The sequence below is a fragment of the Nocardia grenadensis genome (assembly GCF_050942415.1).
In the GTDB taxonomy this organism is placed as follows: Bacteria; Actinomycetota; Actinomycetes; order Mycobacteriales; family Mycobacteriaceae; genus Nocardia; species Nocardia grenadensis.
Window position 1 is genome coordinate 3,153,570 of the sequence record NZ_CP192054.1, and the last position, 14,375, is coordinate 3,167,944.

The window sequence follows — 14,375 nt, forward strand, 5'->3', positions numbered from 1 at the left end:
GGGGGATTTACCGGAACAGCGGCCGGTCGCGGCTTATCCTTTCCGATACCGGGCGCGGTCCACTGCTCCAGGATTGTGCCTACGGCGGCTCGAAGGGATCGGTCATGGCATATACACAGCGCTGGGCGGGTGAGCGCTGGCCGGAAGTTCCGCCGGACCGGGACGAGGAACCACCGCGCACCGGCCGGCGGCGCGACGACGACTGGTCCGAAGAGCCGCCCCAACCCGGCGAACGCCCGATCGTCAATCCTTACGCGATCGTCGCGCTGGTGGCCGCGCTCATTCTGGTCTTCCCGGTGGCGATCGTTTTCGGGCTGATCGCGTTCGGGCATCCCCGCGGCCGTTTCATGGCCTGTACCGCGCTACTGCTCGGTATCGGCGAGGTGGCGCTGCTGGCGGCGTTGGTCCTCGCACCGGGAGATACGCCCGGTGGTGTGTTCTCTCGGGTAGGCGACGCGGTGGGGGAGGTCACCGGCGGACAGCGGTCGGCCGAGTCCCCGGCCGCGGCCGCCTCCGGTACCTCCGAGAGCACCCGGACCTCGTCTCCCGGCCGCAGCGCCACGCCCGAACCCTCGACGCCGGCGAGCGGGGTCGCCTCGGCCCCGCCGGCCGCCGAGGCCGGTACCGCCTGCCCCGAACCGGCCCTGCTCGGTGTCGCCGCCGACGGCGGCACCCTGCTGTGCCTCACCGATCCGGCGTCGGTCACCGGCTATCAGTGGTCGGGCCCCTACCGGGTGGCCGAGACCGTCCGTGCCGAAGACGCGAGCTGTCCGGGCACCGCCACCGCACGTACCGCCGCGGGATACGCCCTGGTGTGTGAGAACGGGATCTGGACCCGCTGGAGCTCCTGACCCGCCGCCGGCCGGTCCGCTCAGCTCTCGGTCGCCGGCTTGCGGGCCCGGCTGGGCTGCACCCGCGGCGGTTCGTTCGGCATCTTCGGGTACTGCGGCGGCCACGGCGCGTCCATGAGACCGGAGGCGAGATCGCGTTCGGACATCCGCAGCAGCGGCTCGATACTCTGCGGTGCGCGGTACTCCCAGGGATCGCCGTGCTCGTCGAGACGCGCCGGTACCGTCGCGATGGTCAGATCCTCGGGGACCACGGTATCGAGTTCATCCCAGGCCAGCGGGGTGGATACCTGCGCGCCGACCTTGGGCCGTACGCACCAGGCACCGAACACGGTCTTGTGCGGAGCGTTCTGGTTGTAGTCGACGAAAACTCGCCGGCCGCGTTCCTCTTTCCACCAGTGCGCGGTGATGTCGTCGGGGTGGCGGCGTTCCAGCTCCCGCGCGAGGGCCACGGCCGCGGCGCGAACCTCGTACCCGTCCCAGTGCGGTTCGAGCGCGATATAGAGATGCAGGCCGCGCGATCCGGAGGTTTTCACCCATGTCTCGATACCGAGCTCGTCACACAGTTCCCGGGTCCGCAGGGCCGCGGTCCGTAGTTCGCCGAAACCGATACCGGGGGAGGGATCGAGATCGATGCGGAGCTGATCGGCGATCCGCAGATCCGGCACGGTATTGGGCCAGACGTGGAAGCCGAGACAGCCCTGGTTCACCGCCCACAGCACATGCGCCAGATCGTGCGCCACCAGCGCGTCGCTGGTGGTCCCGTTCGGGGTGGCGACCTCCACGGTGTGCAACCAGTCGGGGGCGGACTTCGGCACCCGCTTCTGGAACCAGGACTTACCGGACGCGCCGTCCGGGTAGCGTTCCAGCAGCAGCGGCCGCCCACCGTTGACCCGCAAGAACGGTTCGGCGACGCTCTCGTAGTAGCGCACCAGATCCAATTTGGTTTCGCCGCGGCGGGAGAAATACACCTTGCCGGGGTTGGTGATGGTGAGTATCCGGCCGGCGGCCTCGATCTCCACCGATTCGCTCATTTCGCCACCGCCGTTCCGAAGATCTCGCGCAACTCCGCCGGTGCGGCCTCTTCGAGCTGGGCGTAGGTGCACGACTCGGGGGTGCGGTCGGCGCGGAACCGGACCAGCCGCCCACCGTGCCGGAACCGGCCGGACTGGAGATGCTCGTACCTGACCTCGGCCACCAGTTCGGCGCGCAGCGCCTCCCACGACAGGTCCTTGCCGCCGCTCCAGCGACTCACCCCGCCGGGCATGGAGCCGCCGGACCCGGCCTGGGCCACCACATCGGCCCATTCCCGCCACGGATGGTCGACCAGGGCGTTCTCCCGGTACGGGGCGAGTTCACCGATCAACTCGGTGCGCCGCGCGGCGGTGAAACTGCTCGCCACTCCCACATGGTGCAGCCGGCCCTCGTCGTCGTACAGGCCGAGTAGCAGCGAACCCACCCCCTGACCGTCCTTGTGCCAGCGGAAACCCGCCACCACACAGTCGGCGGTGCGCTCGTGCTTGACCTTGAGCATCACCCGCTTGTTCTGCTGATACGGCTGATCATCGGCTTTGACCATCACTCCGTCGAAGCCCGCGCCCTCGAATCGGGTGAACCAGTCGCGGGCCACGGCCGGGTCCCCGGTGAGCGGGGTCAACTGCACCCGGCCGGGCTCGGTTCGCAGGATGGTTTCGAGCAGGCGGCGGCGTTCGGCGAACGGCGCCTCGGTCAGATCGCGGTCGCCGAGAGCGAGGAGATCGAAGGCCACGAAACTCGCCGGCGTCTCCACGGACAGTTTGGCCACTCGCGACGCCGCCGGATGCAGCCGCTGCTGCAGGACATCGAAATCGAGACCGTCATCGGTGACCACGACGATCTCCCCGTCCACGACGCACCGATCCGGGAGCGCGGCGCGCAGCAGTTCGGCAACTTCGGGAAAGTACCTGGTGAGAGGTCGATCGTTACGGGACCCCAGCTCCACCTCCGCACCGTCGCGGAACACCACGCAGCGGAACCCGTCCCATTTGGGTTCATAGCTCAGCCCCGGCCCCGGTGGTATGTCGGGGGCGGTTTTGGCCAGCATGGGCCGGATGGGTGGCATCACCGGTAGATCCACACGATCCTCCTCGGGTCGATCCTCACCCGTATCGACGCCGCGGCCGACGCCGAATCATCGCCCCCGATGATAGGAGTTCGAACCGACAGATCGCCGGATCCGGCCGTCAGCCGTCGATCCAGCCCTGGTCGACCGCGAAATCGGTGAGCCGCTCCCGGATGGCGACGATCTCCCCGGCGGTCAGCGCCGGGGAGGCGTCCAGGAGAAGTTCGGTGACCAGCCGGGTGTGTTCCTCGGCGGTCAACCGGGCACCGTCGCCGACCGGTTTGGGCCGTATGTGCTGTCCGCGCGGGGACCGGAGATTGATCGCCTTGGGGCCTCGATCGCCCTCGGTGACGTCGAATTCGAACACCCGGCCCTGCCGGAGTTCGTCCTCGTCCAAGCCGATATCGTTGACATGGACGAACACGTCGGGTCCACCGTCCTCGGGCCGGATGAAACCGAAACCCCGCGATCCGTCGAACGACACCAATTTCCCGCTGGCCACCACACCGCTCCTCGCCGCAGTTCTGCCGGTTACTCTATATCCGGTTTTTCCTCATCGGTGGTCGAAAGCGCCTTTTGTAGCGAGTTGAACACGGTGAGACCCTGCCCGACCATGCCGTTGAGCAGTTCGCCCACCCCGTCGGGCCCGTTCAGAACGGTCAGGTTCGCGTTGGACAGCCCGTGCGCCGCCTGCTCCACGATGAGGGGCAACTGTTCGATGAGCATCTGGTCGAGCGCGATGCGATTGTTGGAGGCCGCCGCCTCGGCCTGGATCCGGGTGCGGTCGGCCTCGGCCTCGGCGAGGATCCGCACCCGCTCGGCCTCGGCCTGCGCCGGTTTCACCACCTCGGCCTGCAACTGCTGTTCCCGCAGTTCGGCTTCCTTACGGGCCTGGGCGGCCTGGGCGCCGAGTACTTCCTGCTGGGCGAGCGCGGCGGCGAGTGGTCCGGCCGCAGCGGCCTCGGCCTCGGCCTTGTCGATATCGCGTTGGTAACCGGCCTTGAGGATCGCCGTCTCCCGCGCGTATTCGGCCTGTTTGCGAAGGGATTCCTGTTCGGCCTCGGCGGAGCGCTGCGCGGCCTGCGATTCGGCGATCTGGGCGTCCCGGTGGACAGCGGCATTGTGCGGAGCGGCGAGGGCGGAGATATAGCCGAGGTTGCCGTCGTCGATGGACTGGATCTGGAACGAGTCGACCCACAGGCCGATATTGCTCATCTCCACCTTCGACGCGACGAGGACCTCGTCGGCCAGCCGCTGGCGCTCCCGGATGATCTCCTCCACCGTCATGGAGCCGACGATGGACCGCAGATGACCGGAGAAGATCCGGCCGGTCAGCACCGACATCTCCTGCTCCTGTTCGGAGAGGAAACGCTGGGCCGCGTTCACGATCGAGGCGGTGTCGTTGGCGACCTTGAAGGCGATGACCGCTCGTACCTGCAGCACGATGGCCTGTTTGGTGACACAGCGTTCGCTGATCTCGGCCTCGAACATCGCCAGCGAGAGATAACGCACCTTCCGGAAGAACGGCATCACCCACGTACCGCGTCCGATGATCACCCGGAAGGGGGTGGCATCGCGGCTCTTGGCGCCGCTGACCAGCATCGCCTCGTCGGGATCGGGTACATGATAACCCAGCACGTCTGACTCCTCGCGTCGTGTTGCTACGGCGCCGGGTCCGGTATGAGAGGTATCCAGGGCACCACGTCGGCGATTCGACCGGAATCGACAGCGACGACCAGCACGGTGCTTCCGGCCGGGATCGCCTCGGCGGCACGCGCGATATACCCTTCGGTCCCCCCACGTACGGCCACCAGGACCTCACCCAGCGTCCCGGGGCCTCGGATCGGCGAAATCAGCTTACCGGTCGACCCGACGACTTCATCGTGCATTTCTCGCGTACCTCCTTGCCCGGCGGTGATTTTCCGAGATCGTTCCCCCGCCGCGTCCCGGTCTACCGATAGAGCCGGCGGTAGGCGCTCAGCATGGCGACGAGGTGCTCGACGATTTCCGCGCGGGTGGCACGCAACGACCCGTTGAGCCAGGCGGAGAACATTCCCGCGTTCCCGCTGGCCATGGTGACGGCCGCGAGGCGGCGGCGGACCGGATCGTCGATCCGGTGGAAGAGGTGGTCCTGGATGAGCCGGGTGAAGGCGGGCATGACGGCGATGGTGGTCTGGCCGAGGCCGGTGCTGGAGTACGGCTCCACCAGGAACAGACGTGATTTACGGGGGTCCTCGAGCACTTTGTCCACCAGCGCTTCGGACAGGGCCCGGTCCCGCGAGGCGTCGTCGGCGACCGCGAAGGCGGTCATCGGTTCGAGGAAGTCGTCGGCGATCTGCCGGTACAGGACATCGAGCAGTTCATCCCGGCCGGCGAAACTCTCGTAGAAATACCGATCGGTGAGATTGGCTCGGCGGCACACCGCTCGCATGGTGACACCGGCGGCGCCGGATTCACCGATCAGATCCAGTGCGGCCTCGAGCAGTGCGCTGCGCCGTGCCGACTTCCGCTCGGAAAGCGTGGTGCCACCCCAGATCCGGGGTCCGCTGTCGTCCGATCGCTGATCTGAATGCACCCGTTCACAGTAGTGGGCAGGTGCCGTCGGCCGCGCCGGGTGGTCACGGCGCCGCACCGTATGTGCCGCGGGTCAGCTCCGGCGGTCCGGGTGCGGCAGCCGGGCCACGAGCACCGCCTGGCCGGCGGCGAGGTCGATCCGGTCGCGCGGTGGCGCACCGTCGGATTCCTCATCGCGCAACATGGTCTGCGCCGCGCGATGGTCCAGCTGGTCGCGTTTGCTCCCGTACCAGAAGGCGGTGAGCTCCTCCACTCCCGCGGCCGCGAGGCGGGTGGAGGTGCGCTCGCCGGTCGAGTGTCCTGTCTTGGGGAAGCGGGTGTACACCCACCGCAGTGCGGCGACGGCGCCCAGCAGGAACACGGCTATGGGCGCGCCGAGGAAGAGGACATCCACGATTTTCAGAGTAGCGCCCCGACGGTGGTGATCGCGTTTTCCCGGCCCCCGAGCCGGGCCCGGCAACCGCCGGGCGATTAGGCTGAAGCGCGTGGTCGTGCTCGCAGTGTTGCTGTTCGCCGTGGCCGCCGCGACGACCGGTTATGTCGTCGCGGGCGATGCCACGACCGAGGTGGACTGCCCGCTGCGCGAGTGGGTACTGACCTTGCGCACCGATCCACTGACCACGGCCGCCACGGTGATCACCCATCTCGGAGGGTCGGTGGCCATGTGGACGCTGGCGCTGTTGGCCTGTGCCGTGCTGCTGCGGCGCGGCGCGTACGGGGACCTCTTGCTGGTGGCCGGGGTGGGCGCGGCCTCCGCGGTGCTGGTGCCCGTATCGAAGCAACTGATCGGCCGGTCGCGGCCGCCGGTGTCCGGGCAGCTGGTGGAGGTGAGCAATCAGTCCTTCCCCTCGGGGCACAGTGTCGGTTCGGCCGCGGCGGTGGGCGTACTCGCCGCACTGTTCTGCCTGCGGACCGCGCATCGCGTCGCCGGGGTGATCGTCGCGGTCACGGCGGCCGTCTTCGTACTGCTGGTCGGACTTTCGCGGATTTATCTCGGCGTGCACTGGCCCACGGATGTACTCGCCGGCTGGGCGCTCGGTGGTCTGCTGGTCGCCGTCGGGGTGGCCGTGCGGACCCGGGCCGAGGGCACGGCAGCGGGTGCGGACAGTTCCGCGACAGCCGCCGGTTCCGGAAGCGCGGACCCCGCCGCCTGGAACACTCACCGCTGACCGGGTCGTTCAGCCGCCGCGTTCCAGCTCCAGGCCCGCGGCCCGCCAGCCTGCGAGACCACCGCCCAGACTGTAGGCGGTGTGGCCGGTCCGGCGTGCGGTCGCCGCGAACCGGCGGGAGATATCGCCGGTGGGACAGGTGAAGATCACCGGTTCGGCCCGCGAGAACGGTGTTCCGTGCGCGAACAGGTCGGTGAGCCGGTCGTCGGGGATATTGATCGCGCCCGGGATATGGGCCACCCGGTATGCCATGGCGCCCCGGGTGTCGACGATCACCGGGCGCGCGGTGCGCAGTAGTTCGGCCAATTCGGTAGGGGTGAGCTCTGGTACGGCGGCGATTTCGGCGGGTTCCGGTGGACGTGGGCCGGCGTCGCGGCCGAACAGTTCCGGCCGGCGCTGCTCGATATAGGACAGGTACGGCTCGAGCCGATCACAGACGATGATCACCCCGACGGTGCGCGTGCCGCCGCGGTCGCCGCGTCCGAGGACCTCGCGCGCGGCCGCGTAGGCGGCGCCGCTGGTGGGTCCGGCCAGGACCCCGTATCCGGTGGCGAGTTCGAGCGTGGCCTCGATCGCGGGGCCCGATCGCACGGCCCGGATCTCGTCGTAGAAATCGGGCTGGAACAGGCCCACCTCCCACATCTCCCGTTCCGATCGGATCCCGGGAATGAAGTCCTCGCGTTCGGAGACCACCGCGACCGTCCGCAACTCCGGATGGAACTTTCGCAGGTAGCTCCCTGCCCCGCGGCTCGACCCGGTGGTGCCCAGCCCGCCGAACAGATAGTCGATCCGCTCGATCCCGGCGGCCGTGAGATCTTCGTGGATCTCTCGGCCGGTGCCGTCGTGATGGGCGGCGATATTCTTCTCGCTGGTGTACTGGGACAGATGCCGGAATCGGTCGGGCTCCGCGGTCATGGCCGCGTCGATCGCCGAGTACACATCATTGGGCGTGGTGGGGTCCGGGCATTCGGACAGGCCGGGAAGCTCGACGATTTCGGTGCCGAGCAACCGGAGCAGATCGCGCACCTCACCGACCTTGATCCGATTGGTCATGGCCCGCAACCCGATACCGTGGATCGCACCGAGGATGCGCAGCGCTTTTGCGGTGTTGCCGCTGGACGCCTCGATCAGCGTCCGCCGCTGCGCGCGCAGCGTATCGAGTTCGTCGCGCAGCATCGCCCAGGCGACGCGGTCCTTGACCGAACCGAATGGATTGTGCGATTCGAGTTTGGCGTACAGGTCCACGCCGTCGAGGCCGTGTACGGCCGGGTCCAGGCGGAGCAGGGGGGTGTCACCGATCAGCTCGGTGATGTGCTGGTGGATCGTCACGGAACCTCGGGTGCGTCGGAGTCGGCGGCGGGGAAGGACGGTGGCCGGTAGTCGGCGTCGGATGTCGCCAGGAAGCGCCCGCCGTGGCCGACCACCGCCACTTTCTCGGCCGGGGGGTGCATGGCGGCCGTGGCCGCCGACAGGTCCATGTGATATCCCGCCGTATTCGGGAAGACGATCAGGTCGCCCGGCCGCGGCAGCCACGGCAGCCAGACCGTATGCGTGGTGACGAGATCTCTTTCGAGGCAGAGCCGTCCCGCCAGGAAGACACCGGCCGGGTGTCCGGCCGGTTCGACCCCGTCACCGGGCAGCAGCAGGGGATCGGCCATCACTTCCTGATCGGCCGGTGTCACCGTGTCGCGGCTGATGTCCAGGTGGACGAGCACACTGTCGTCGGAGGCCACTTTCACGAATTCGACCCGGGCCACGGTGATCCCGGCGTGGTCGGCGAGTGCTTTACCGGGTTCCAGCCAGATGTCGAGGAGATTGTCGGCGGCGACCCGGGCGATACTGCGGCCGCCGTGCCGGGTGAGTGGGGCGGCCAGGAAACCGGCCAGCATCTCGGCGGCGGTCACGGTGTTGGCGTATTTGTGGAAAACCGGCGTCCCGCGCACCGCGCCCCCGTCGACCTGATAGCCGAAGGTATTGCTGCCCCAGCTCATCGCGGCGCCGTGGCCGGCGAGCGCGTCCCGCAGCCGGTGTACGTAATCGTCGAACCGGGCGCCGTCGGCGGTGAACACCTGGCGCAGTCCGCCGCCGATATCGAGCACCGACGGCGCGAGTCCGGCCGAGTACGCCTGTTCGAGTAGCGCGAGACAGGTATCGGCGGCGCGTACCCGTTCGGCGGTATCGCCGGTATCCAGATGAAATGCCGTGCCGCGGAAAAGGAGTCGGTCCCGGTGTCGCACGAGCACCTCGAGCGCCCCCGCCATCCGCGGCACCGGGATCCCGAAGCGGCTCACCTGCGAACCCGTGAATCCGCTGACCCGGAGCAGGACCGGGACCGGTGCGGACGGGTCGGCGAGGTCGGCGAGCGTGCCCAGCTCCCATTCGTTGTCGACGTTCACGGTGGCCCCGGTGCGCACCAGTTCCCGGAGGAACGCTTCGCCCTTGGGCCCGGTCACCTCGATCCGGCAGGCGTCGAATCCGGCCGTGAGCGCCGATTCCAGTTCGCCTGCCGAAGCCACGTCCACACCGATCCCGTGCGCCGCGGCGGTGCGTACGAAGGCCCGGGACCGGTTCACTTTGTGTGCGTAACAGATGCGGTAGCCGGTCTGTGCCTCGTCGAGTACCGCGGTGAGCCGATCGATATTGCGCGCGAACACCTGTGGGAACAGCAGATGAACCGGTGTCCCGAAGCGGCGCAGTACCTCGTCGAACGCGCGACGATCGGCGAGGAACGCCGCGACGAGCGGATCCCAGTACGCCGGTAGGGCGGGTGGTGCGGTGGGCTCGGTGGGTTCCGGGCGGTCGGGTCGCAACCGCACGGTCATCCGAGGTTTCCCGGGCGCAGTGAGTCGGGTCGCTCGCCCACCGGGTTGTAGCCGCCGTCGCGCAAGGCCTCGAAGGCGCGGGCCCGGTTGCGCGGGCTGCGGAACTCCGCCACGACCCGTTTACTGTCGAGGTCGATGTCCACGACCCCGATGCCCATCGATTCCAGTACCCCGCCTATGGTGCGGACACAGTGCTTACAGGTCATATCGGGGACATAGAAGATCCGGTCCTCCTCCGCCGCCGGGCCGGTGCCCAGATCCTCCCGGGCCGGCACCGCCACCGGTTCGCAGTGCCGGGCGAGGTCGTCGAATACCTCGACGAAGCGGTGCACCACCTCGGCCAGCACGCTGAAGTTCGCACCGCCCTCGCGGTGTACGACCGCGGCCGGGCAGGAGGGCTGCTCCCCGCGTGGTAGCAGTGCGTACTGCCGGGAGATGAGATCCAGATCGTCGTGATACCGGGCGATCGCCGCGGGTACGGTCAGCCCCTCCTCGGTGGTCGCCCGGTCCATCACCCGGTGTGCGTCGGCGATGGTCGCGTCCTTCATCGCCCGCAGCGTGGCGACCGATTCTGCGGTGTACCGCACCGAGCCGCCGGGTTCGGTGCGCAGGCTCACCGGAATCATGCCTCGCCGATACGTCGATGCCTGCAGTTCCCAGAACCACCGGGTGGCGACCGCGGTGAAGATACCGGAGTCCTGCAGTCCGCGCGCGAATTCGCCGGGTGTCGGGTAGGGCGTCTGCCGCGCGATGAGTGCGTGCTGGGCCAGCGCCCGGCCCGCGGACTCCACCCCCACCCGGAAGATATCGATGGGTTCGTGATCGGTGGTGGTGCCGGCCAGCACCGAGTGCGCCGCCGCGTCCAGACGTGATATCCGGTCGGCGAGACCGGAGTTGTCCTCGATCGCGCGCCAGAGCGCGAGTACGGCCTCCCGGGTGGCGATCGGCACGAGCGGGCCGGGCCCGTCGGCCCGGTAGAAGCCGGTATTGGGTACTCCGGCGCTGTCGATCCAGGTCATCCGGTGGGTGGCGGAGGTGACCGCGTCGGCGGGGCAGGGTCGCATGAACCGTTCCAGGTACAGCCGTTGCGAGACAGTGAGATGACTGCCGGGTTCGGGGCGCAGTTCGGTCGCGGTGTACTCGAACCGGACCGTTCCCGCCGGCCGGTGGTCGGCGAACAGTCCCGGCCGGGCGAGCTCGGCCAGGATCCGCGCGGTGGCCCGCCGGTCGTACCGGGCGGCGGTATCGGTGGATGCGCTGATCTCTGTGCTCATGGCAGCTCCTCGGCGAGGGTCCGGACGCAGTCGACGAAACGGTCGATATCGTCGAGGCAGGTGTAGACGTGAGTGCTGACCCGCACGGATTCGGGGTCGCCCCCGGTTTCGGGCACGCAGTGGGCGCCGGTGCGGACGAGGAAGCCGTATTCGGCGAGGACGAATCCCAGGTCGGCCGCCGATATCCCGGTCAAGGTGAACGAGACGATGCCGTATCCACTGTCGTCCCGGGCGTGCGCGGGCCCCGGCAGGAACGTCAGTCCGGGCACCGCCCGCAACCCATCGATCAACCGCCGGGTCAGCGCCCGGTTGTGCGCCGCGATGGCGGGCATACCGTATGTCTCGAGAACCTCCAGCGCGGTGCCCAGCGAAAGGATGCCCGGAATATTGGCGGTACCGCCCTCGAGCAGGCCCGGCATGACGCCGGCGTCGAACCCCGCGGTGGTCAGTACCGCGTCGGTACCGCCGCCGGGCAGGAACGGCCGCAACTGCGCATGGGTCCGCTGCCGGCAGTACAGGATTCCGGTGCCCGGCGCCGCGAACATCTTGTGTGCCGCGAAGGCCGCGAAATCGGCCCCGAGCGCGGTGACGTCCACCGGGACGTGACCGCCACTCTGGCTGCAGTCGAAACACAGGTGTACCCGTGGGGGAATCCGCTCGCGCAGTTCGGTGAGGGTGGTGCGGGCGCCGAACACATGATGCAGGTGCGTCACGGTGAGCAGCCGGGTACGCGGGCTCAGTTTCGCGGCGATATCGGCGGTATCGGCCTGCCCCGCCGCGGTGACCCGGTAGGGCACGAGTTCGATCCGGCGGCCGAAGCGTGCGAGGGTGTCCCGCAGCAGGAACCAGGGCGAGACATTGGCCGCGTGGTCGCGTGGGCTGTAGAGGATCTCGTCCCCGTCCATGAGCGCGGTGAGACCCCAGGACAGTGCGACGGCATTGAGCGCCGCGGTCGCGCCGCCGGTGAAGACGATCTCGTCGGGCCGGGCGGCGCCCACGAAGTGCGCGGTCGCGGCCCGGACCGCGGTGATGCGCTGGGTGAGCGCCGTGGACCAGGGGTAGGTGCCGCGCGCGGCATTGGCGGTAGCGGTCGAATGGTAGTCGAGGACGGTGTCGATCACCGCCCGCGGTTTCTGCGTCGTGGCGGCACTGTCCAGGTAGGTCTCCCGGCTGCCGGCCACGGCCGGAAAGGACGCGCGGACCTCCGGCGGGAGCAGCCCGGTGGCCGTCGGCACCGGTGCCGCCGCCCTGTCCGACATGGGCAGCCGATCCGCTCGGCGCGGGGGTGATCCCATGTGATCGTTCCTTCCGCCGCTCCAGCCGGACTGCGAACAACGATACTCATTATCGGAAATTTCGCCCAGTGCGCTTGGTGCGCAGACGGTTTCGTCGGCGTAGCGCGGCGGGTGGCGAGGTCCCCGAAGATGTCGGTGGCCGGCGTTATGGTGCGGTATGCCACTCACATTCGACGAACGTCAGGCGTTTCTGGCCGAGCCGCATATCGGCGCGCTCTCGGTATCGGCGGGCCCGGAGCGGGGGCCCCTCACCGTGCCCATCTGGTATCAGTACGAGCCGGGTGGTGATCTCTGGGTGCTCACCGGCCCGGAATCGGAGAAAATGCGCCGGATCCGGGCGGCGGGACGATTCAGCCTGCTGGCCGAGCGCGTCGAGCCGACCGTCCGCTACGTCAGTGTGGAGGGCCCGGTCACCGGGGTCGAACCGCTGACCGATGAACGGCATCGCGAAATGGTGGCGCGCTATCTGCCGCCCGAGCGAGTGGAGGAGTACCTGGCCTTCGCCGCGGCCGAACTGGGTGAGCACGTGGTCGTGTCCATGCGCCCGCAGCGATGGTTGTCCGCCGATCTCGGCTGAGCGATCAATAGCCGCCCTGCAGATATTCGACGAGCTGCTCGCGTTCGGTGGCGAGTTCGGAGATGGCGCTCTTGACCACGTCACCGATGCTCACGATGCCGGCCAGTTCACCACCGGAAACCACCGGCAGGTGCCGGACCCGGTGCTCGGTCATGACCCGGCGCAGCCCCTCGACGTGATCCTCGGGGGCGCAGACCCGGACCTCCGTGGACATGATCCGCGAGACCGGGGAATCCAGTAGAGCCGCGCCGTGCCGATTCAGGGCGCGGACGATATCGCGTTCGGAGACGATTCCGGCGATCCGGCAGCCGTCCGGAGAGACGACCACGGCTCCGATATTGTGTTCGGCCAGCAGGGCGAGCAGCGCGCGGATATCCAGATCCGGACGCGCGGTCATGACGGCGCTGCCCTTGTTGCGCAGTATCTCGGCGATTCGCATGGTCACCATCCACTCGAGCGCGGGATTCCAGAATCCCGCGCTCGAGGCCCGGGCGCCAGCACGAATCGGCATCGACCGCATTATTCGATGTTGTGGGGTGGGTGGAGCCGTCGATCGGTTACTCGTCGTCGAGGCCCGCGGAGAGATAGGCGGCGGCGGCCAGCCACTGGCGGCATTGCGGGCCGTGCACATCGTGGATGTGCAGGATCTCGCGCGCCTGCCGATAGGTGAGTACCGGCGGTTCGGAATTGCAGTCGGTACCGGCTTCGGGGACCGCGTAGCGGCGTAGCGGTTCCGGATGGTGCCCGAGGGAATGACCGCCGCCTGCGCTGCCCACGGCGTTCCGATGGGGACTTCGGAATGGTTGGATCATTCGGTTGCCCCTCACATGCGACGTTGCGGGGCGACACCTCCGGTCGGCGGATCAGCCGAGGAAAATGCTGTGTATCGCCCCTCCTGTGCGCCTGAGTCTAAGCCGCCGTCGCTTACAAATGCAAGTACATCTGCAAACAACAGATCAATTCGCACCGACCCTGTTGCCGCGGTTCTCCTGACCATCGACGGTGTGGCACTGCGCCTTCCGCGAGGCGGTCACGGTCCGCTCCGAGCCGGGCGGTGGCGGTTCCGGGGTGTCCGGTCCACGCCGCCGTACGCGGAGATCGCCGACCGGGATTCGTCGCCGGGGTGTCCGGGCGCCACCGGTCGATCGGGACGACGCCCGGTTCCACCAGTGTCAACCCGTCGAGTAAGGCCCAGATCTCCGGGCGGATAGGGCACCGCCTCCGGTATCGGTGTAGTTCCGGCACAGCGCCAGGTACGCCTCACTGTCGTCGATACCGTCCCACAGGACCGGATAGCGGCCGGATGAGGTGGCCTCGAGCGCGGTGTACAAGATCCGCCGCATCTCCGCGAAGGAGTCCGCGTGGCCGAGCGCGCCCATGAACATCACCGCTCCGCGGCCGGGAACCGCACCGCCCGGATGCGGAACTGCCGCGGCCGGCCGGTCATGGTGGTGATCTCCGGATCGACCGCGATCCCCGCGTCACCGGCGATGCGATCGACCTCGTAGTAGTCCTTGCCGCCCATCCGGTGGTTCCAGATGCGGGCGGAATGCGGAATATCGGTCCGGATCGTGGGGTGGTGTTCTTCGGACATGGCGGACTCCTGGGCGGTCATGGTCGGAACGCGCCGGCGCGGATACCGGCGGTGGGCCCGCCGGCTGGTGAAACCGATGTCCACTGCGACAGTACAAGACTCGCCACTGTCGATACCGGTG

Annotated in this window: 19 protein-coding genes; 3 read left to right on the forward strand and 16 right to left on the reverse strand. The window is 68.5% G+C overall.

Annotated features, from left to right (window positions below; translation table 11 throughout):
• Positions 1 to 104: 104 nt before the first annotated feature.
• Positions 105 to 851, forward strand: a complete 747-nt coding sequence (locus tag ACQPYS_RS14415) for a hypothetical protein (RefSeq protein ID WP_433492905.1) — start codon at positions 105 to 107, stop codon at positions 849 to 851.
• A 20-nt stretch (positions 852 to 871) separates the two neighbouring features.
• Here the strand turns inward: ACQPYS_RS14415 and ligD are convergent, their stop codons facing one another.
• The 7 genes from ligD to ACQPYS_RS14450 form a co-directional block, all read right to left on the reverse strand.
• Complete coding sequence (gene ligD, locus ACQPYS_RS14420; protein WP_433492906.1) at positions 872 to 1,882, reverse strand: non-homologous end-joining DNA ligase; 1,011 nt, start codon at positions 1,880 to 1,882, stop codon at positions 872 to 874.
• The gene (locus tag ACQPYS_RS14425; RefSeq protein ID WP_433492907.1) at positions 1,879 to 2,964 is read right to left on the reverse strand and encodes an ATP-dependent DNA ligase; all 1,086 of its coding nucleotides are present in this window, start codon (positions 2,962 to 2,964) and stop codon (positions 1,879 to 1,881) included. The genes ligD and ACQPYS_RS14425 overlap by 4 nt, the downstream gene beginning before the upstream one ends.
• 106 nt (positions 2,965 to 3,070) lie before the next feature.
• Positions 3,071 to 3,454, reverse strand: a complete 384-nt coding sequence (locus ACQPYS_RS14430; protein ID WP_063034462.1) for a cold shock domain-containing protein — start codon at positions 3,452 to 3,454, stop codon at positions 3,071 to 3,073.
• Positions 3,455 to 3,480: 26 nt separating this feature from the next.
• Complete coding sequence (locus ACQPYS_RS14435; protein WP_433492908.1) at positions 3,481 to 4,587, reverse strand: SPFH domain-containing protein; 1,107 nt, start codon at positions 4,585 to 4,587, stop codon at positions 3,481 to 3,483.
• 23 nt (positions 4,588 to 4,610) lie between these two features.
• Positions 4,611 to 4,838 (reverse strand): hypothetical protein, encoded by a 228-nt coding sequence (locus tag ACQPYS_RS14440; protein WP_063034464.1) that lies wholly within the window; start codon positions 4,836 to 4,838, stop codon positions 4,611 to 4,613.
• Positions 4,839 to 4,900: 62 nt separating this feature from the next.
• Positions 4,901 to 5,524 (reverse strand): TetR/AcrR family transcriptional regulator, encoded by a 624-nt coding sequence (locus ACQPYS_RS14445; protein WP_063034465.1) that lies wholly within the window; start codon positions 5,522 to 5,524, stop codon positions 4,901 to 4,903.
• A gap of 72 nt (positions 5,525 to 5,596) precedes the next feature.
• Positions 5,597 to 5,917: a DUF6191 domain-containing protein gene (locus ACQPYS_RS14450; RefSeq protein WP_433492909.1), complete on the reverse strand. Its 321-nt coding sequence runs from the start codon at positions 5,915 to 5,917 to the stop codon at positions 5,597 to 5,599.
• Between the two features lie 91 nt (positions 5,918 to 6,008).
• On the opposite strand from ACQPYS_RS14450, the gene ACQPYS_RS14455 reads away from it, so the two are divergent.
• Entirely contained in the window at positions 6,009 to 6,692 is a 684-nt protein-coding gene (locus ACQPYS_RS14455) for a phosphatase PAP2 family protein (protein ID WP_433492910.1), read from the forward strand.
• Between the two features lie 9 nt (positions 6,693 to 6,701).
• On the opposite strand, the gene ACQPYS_RS14460 is transcribed toward ACQPYS_RS14455, so the two are convergent.
• Genes ACQPYS_RS14460 through ACQPYS_RS14475 form a run of 4 tightly spaced genes read right to left on the reverse strand, consistent with a single transcriptional unit; the run spans position 6,702 to position 12,083 of the window.
• On the reverse strand, positions 6,702 to 8,021 hold the full coding sequence (locus ACQPYS_RS14460) for a pyridoxal-phosphate dependent enzyme (protein WP_433492911.1): 1,320 nt from the start codon (positions 8,019 to 8,021) through the stop codon (positions 6,702 to 6,704).
• Positions 8,018 to 9,514, reverse strand: coding sequence for a decarboxylase (locus tag ACQPYS_RS14465; protein WP_433492912.1), 1,497 nt, complete (start codon positions 9,512 to 9,514; stop codon positions 8,018 to 8,020). Before ACQPYS_RS14465 ends, ACQPYS_RS14460 begins: the two co-directional genes overlap by 4 nt.
• On the reverse strand, positions 9,511 to 10,788 hold the full coding sequence (locus ACQPYS_RS14470) for a heavy-metal-associated domain-containing protein (protein ID WP_433492913.1): 1,278 nt from the start codon (positions 10,786 to 10,788) through the stop codon (positions 9,511 to 9,513). Before ACQPYS_RS14470 ends, ACQPYS_RS14465 begins: the two co-directional genes overlap by 4 nt.
• Entirely contained in the window at positions 10,785 to 12,083 is a 1,299-nt protein-coding gene (locus tag ACQPYS_RS14475; RefSeq protein WP_433492914.1) for an aminotransferase class V-fold PLP-dependent enzyme, read from the reverse strand. The genes ACQPYS_RS14470 and ACQPYS_RS14475 overlap by 4 nt, the downstream gene beginning before the upstream one ends.
• 157 nt (positions 12,084 to 12,240) lie before the next feature.
• On the opposite strand from ACQPYS_RS14475, the gene ACQPYS_RS14480 reads away from it, so the two are divergent.
• Positions 12,241 to 12,660: a pyridoxamine 5'-phosphate oxidase family protein gene (locus ACQPYS_RS14480; protein ID WP_431938183.1), complete on the forward strand. Its 420-nt coding sequence runs from the start codon at positions 12,241 to 12,243 to the stop codon at positions 12,658 to 12,660.
• Positions 12,661 to 12,664: 4 nt separating this feature from the next.
• Here the strand turns inward: ACQPYS_RS14480 and ACQPYS_RS14485 are convergent, their stop codons facing one another.
• From ACQPYS_RS14485 to ACQPYS_RS14505, 5 genes are all read right to left on the reverse strand, one after another.
• Positions 12,665 to 13,099 (reverse strand): CBS domain-containing protein, encoded by a 435-nt coding sequence (locus ACQPYS_RS14485; RefSeq protein ID WP_433493046.1) that lies wholly within the window; start codon positions 13,097 to 13,099, stop codon positions 12,665 to 12,667.
• Between the two features lie 118 nt (positions 13,100 to 13,217).
• A complete protein-coding gene (locus ACQPYS_RS14490; protein WP_245664386.1) occupies positions 13,218 to 13,436 on the reverse strand; it encodes a hypothetical protein in 219 nt (72 codons plus the stop codon).
• Between the two features lie 148 nt (positions 13,437 to 13,584).
• Positions 13,585 to 13,905, reverse strand: a complete 321-nt coding sequence (locus ACQPYS_RS14495; RefSeq protein ID WP_433492915.1) for an SAM-dependent methyltransferase — start codon at positions 13,903 to 13,905, stop codon at positions 13,585 to 13,587.
• Complete coding sequence (locus tag ACQPYS_RS14500) at positions 13,833 to 14,045, reverse strand: hypothetical protein (protein WP_433493168.1); 213 nt, start codon at positions 14,043 to 14,045, stop codon at positions 13,833 to 13,835. The genes ACQPYS_RS14495 and ACQPYS_RS14500 overlap by 73 nt, the downstream gene beginning before the upstream one ends.
• Positions 14,045 to 14,254, reverse strand: a complete 210-nt coding sequence (locus ACQPYS_RS14505; RefSeq protein WP_433492916.1) for an SAM-dependent methyltransferase — start codon at positions 14,252 to 14,254, stop codon at positions 14,045 to 14,047. The genes ACQPYS_RS14500 and ACQPYS_RS14505 overlap by 1 nt, the downstream gene beginning before the upstream one ends.
• Positions 14,255 to 14,375: the final 121 nt, after the last annotated feature.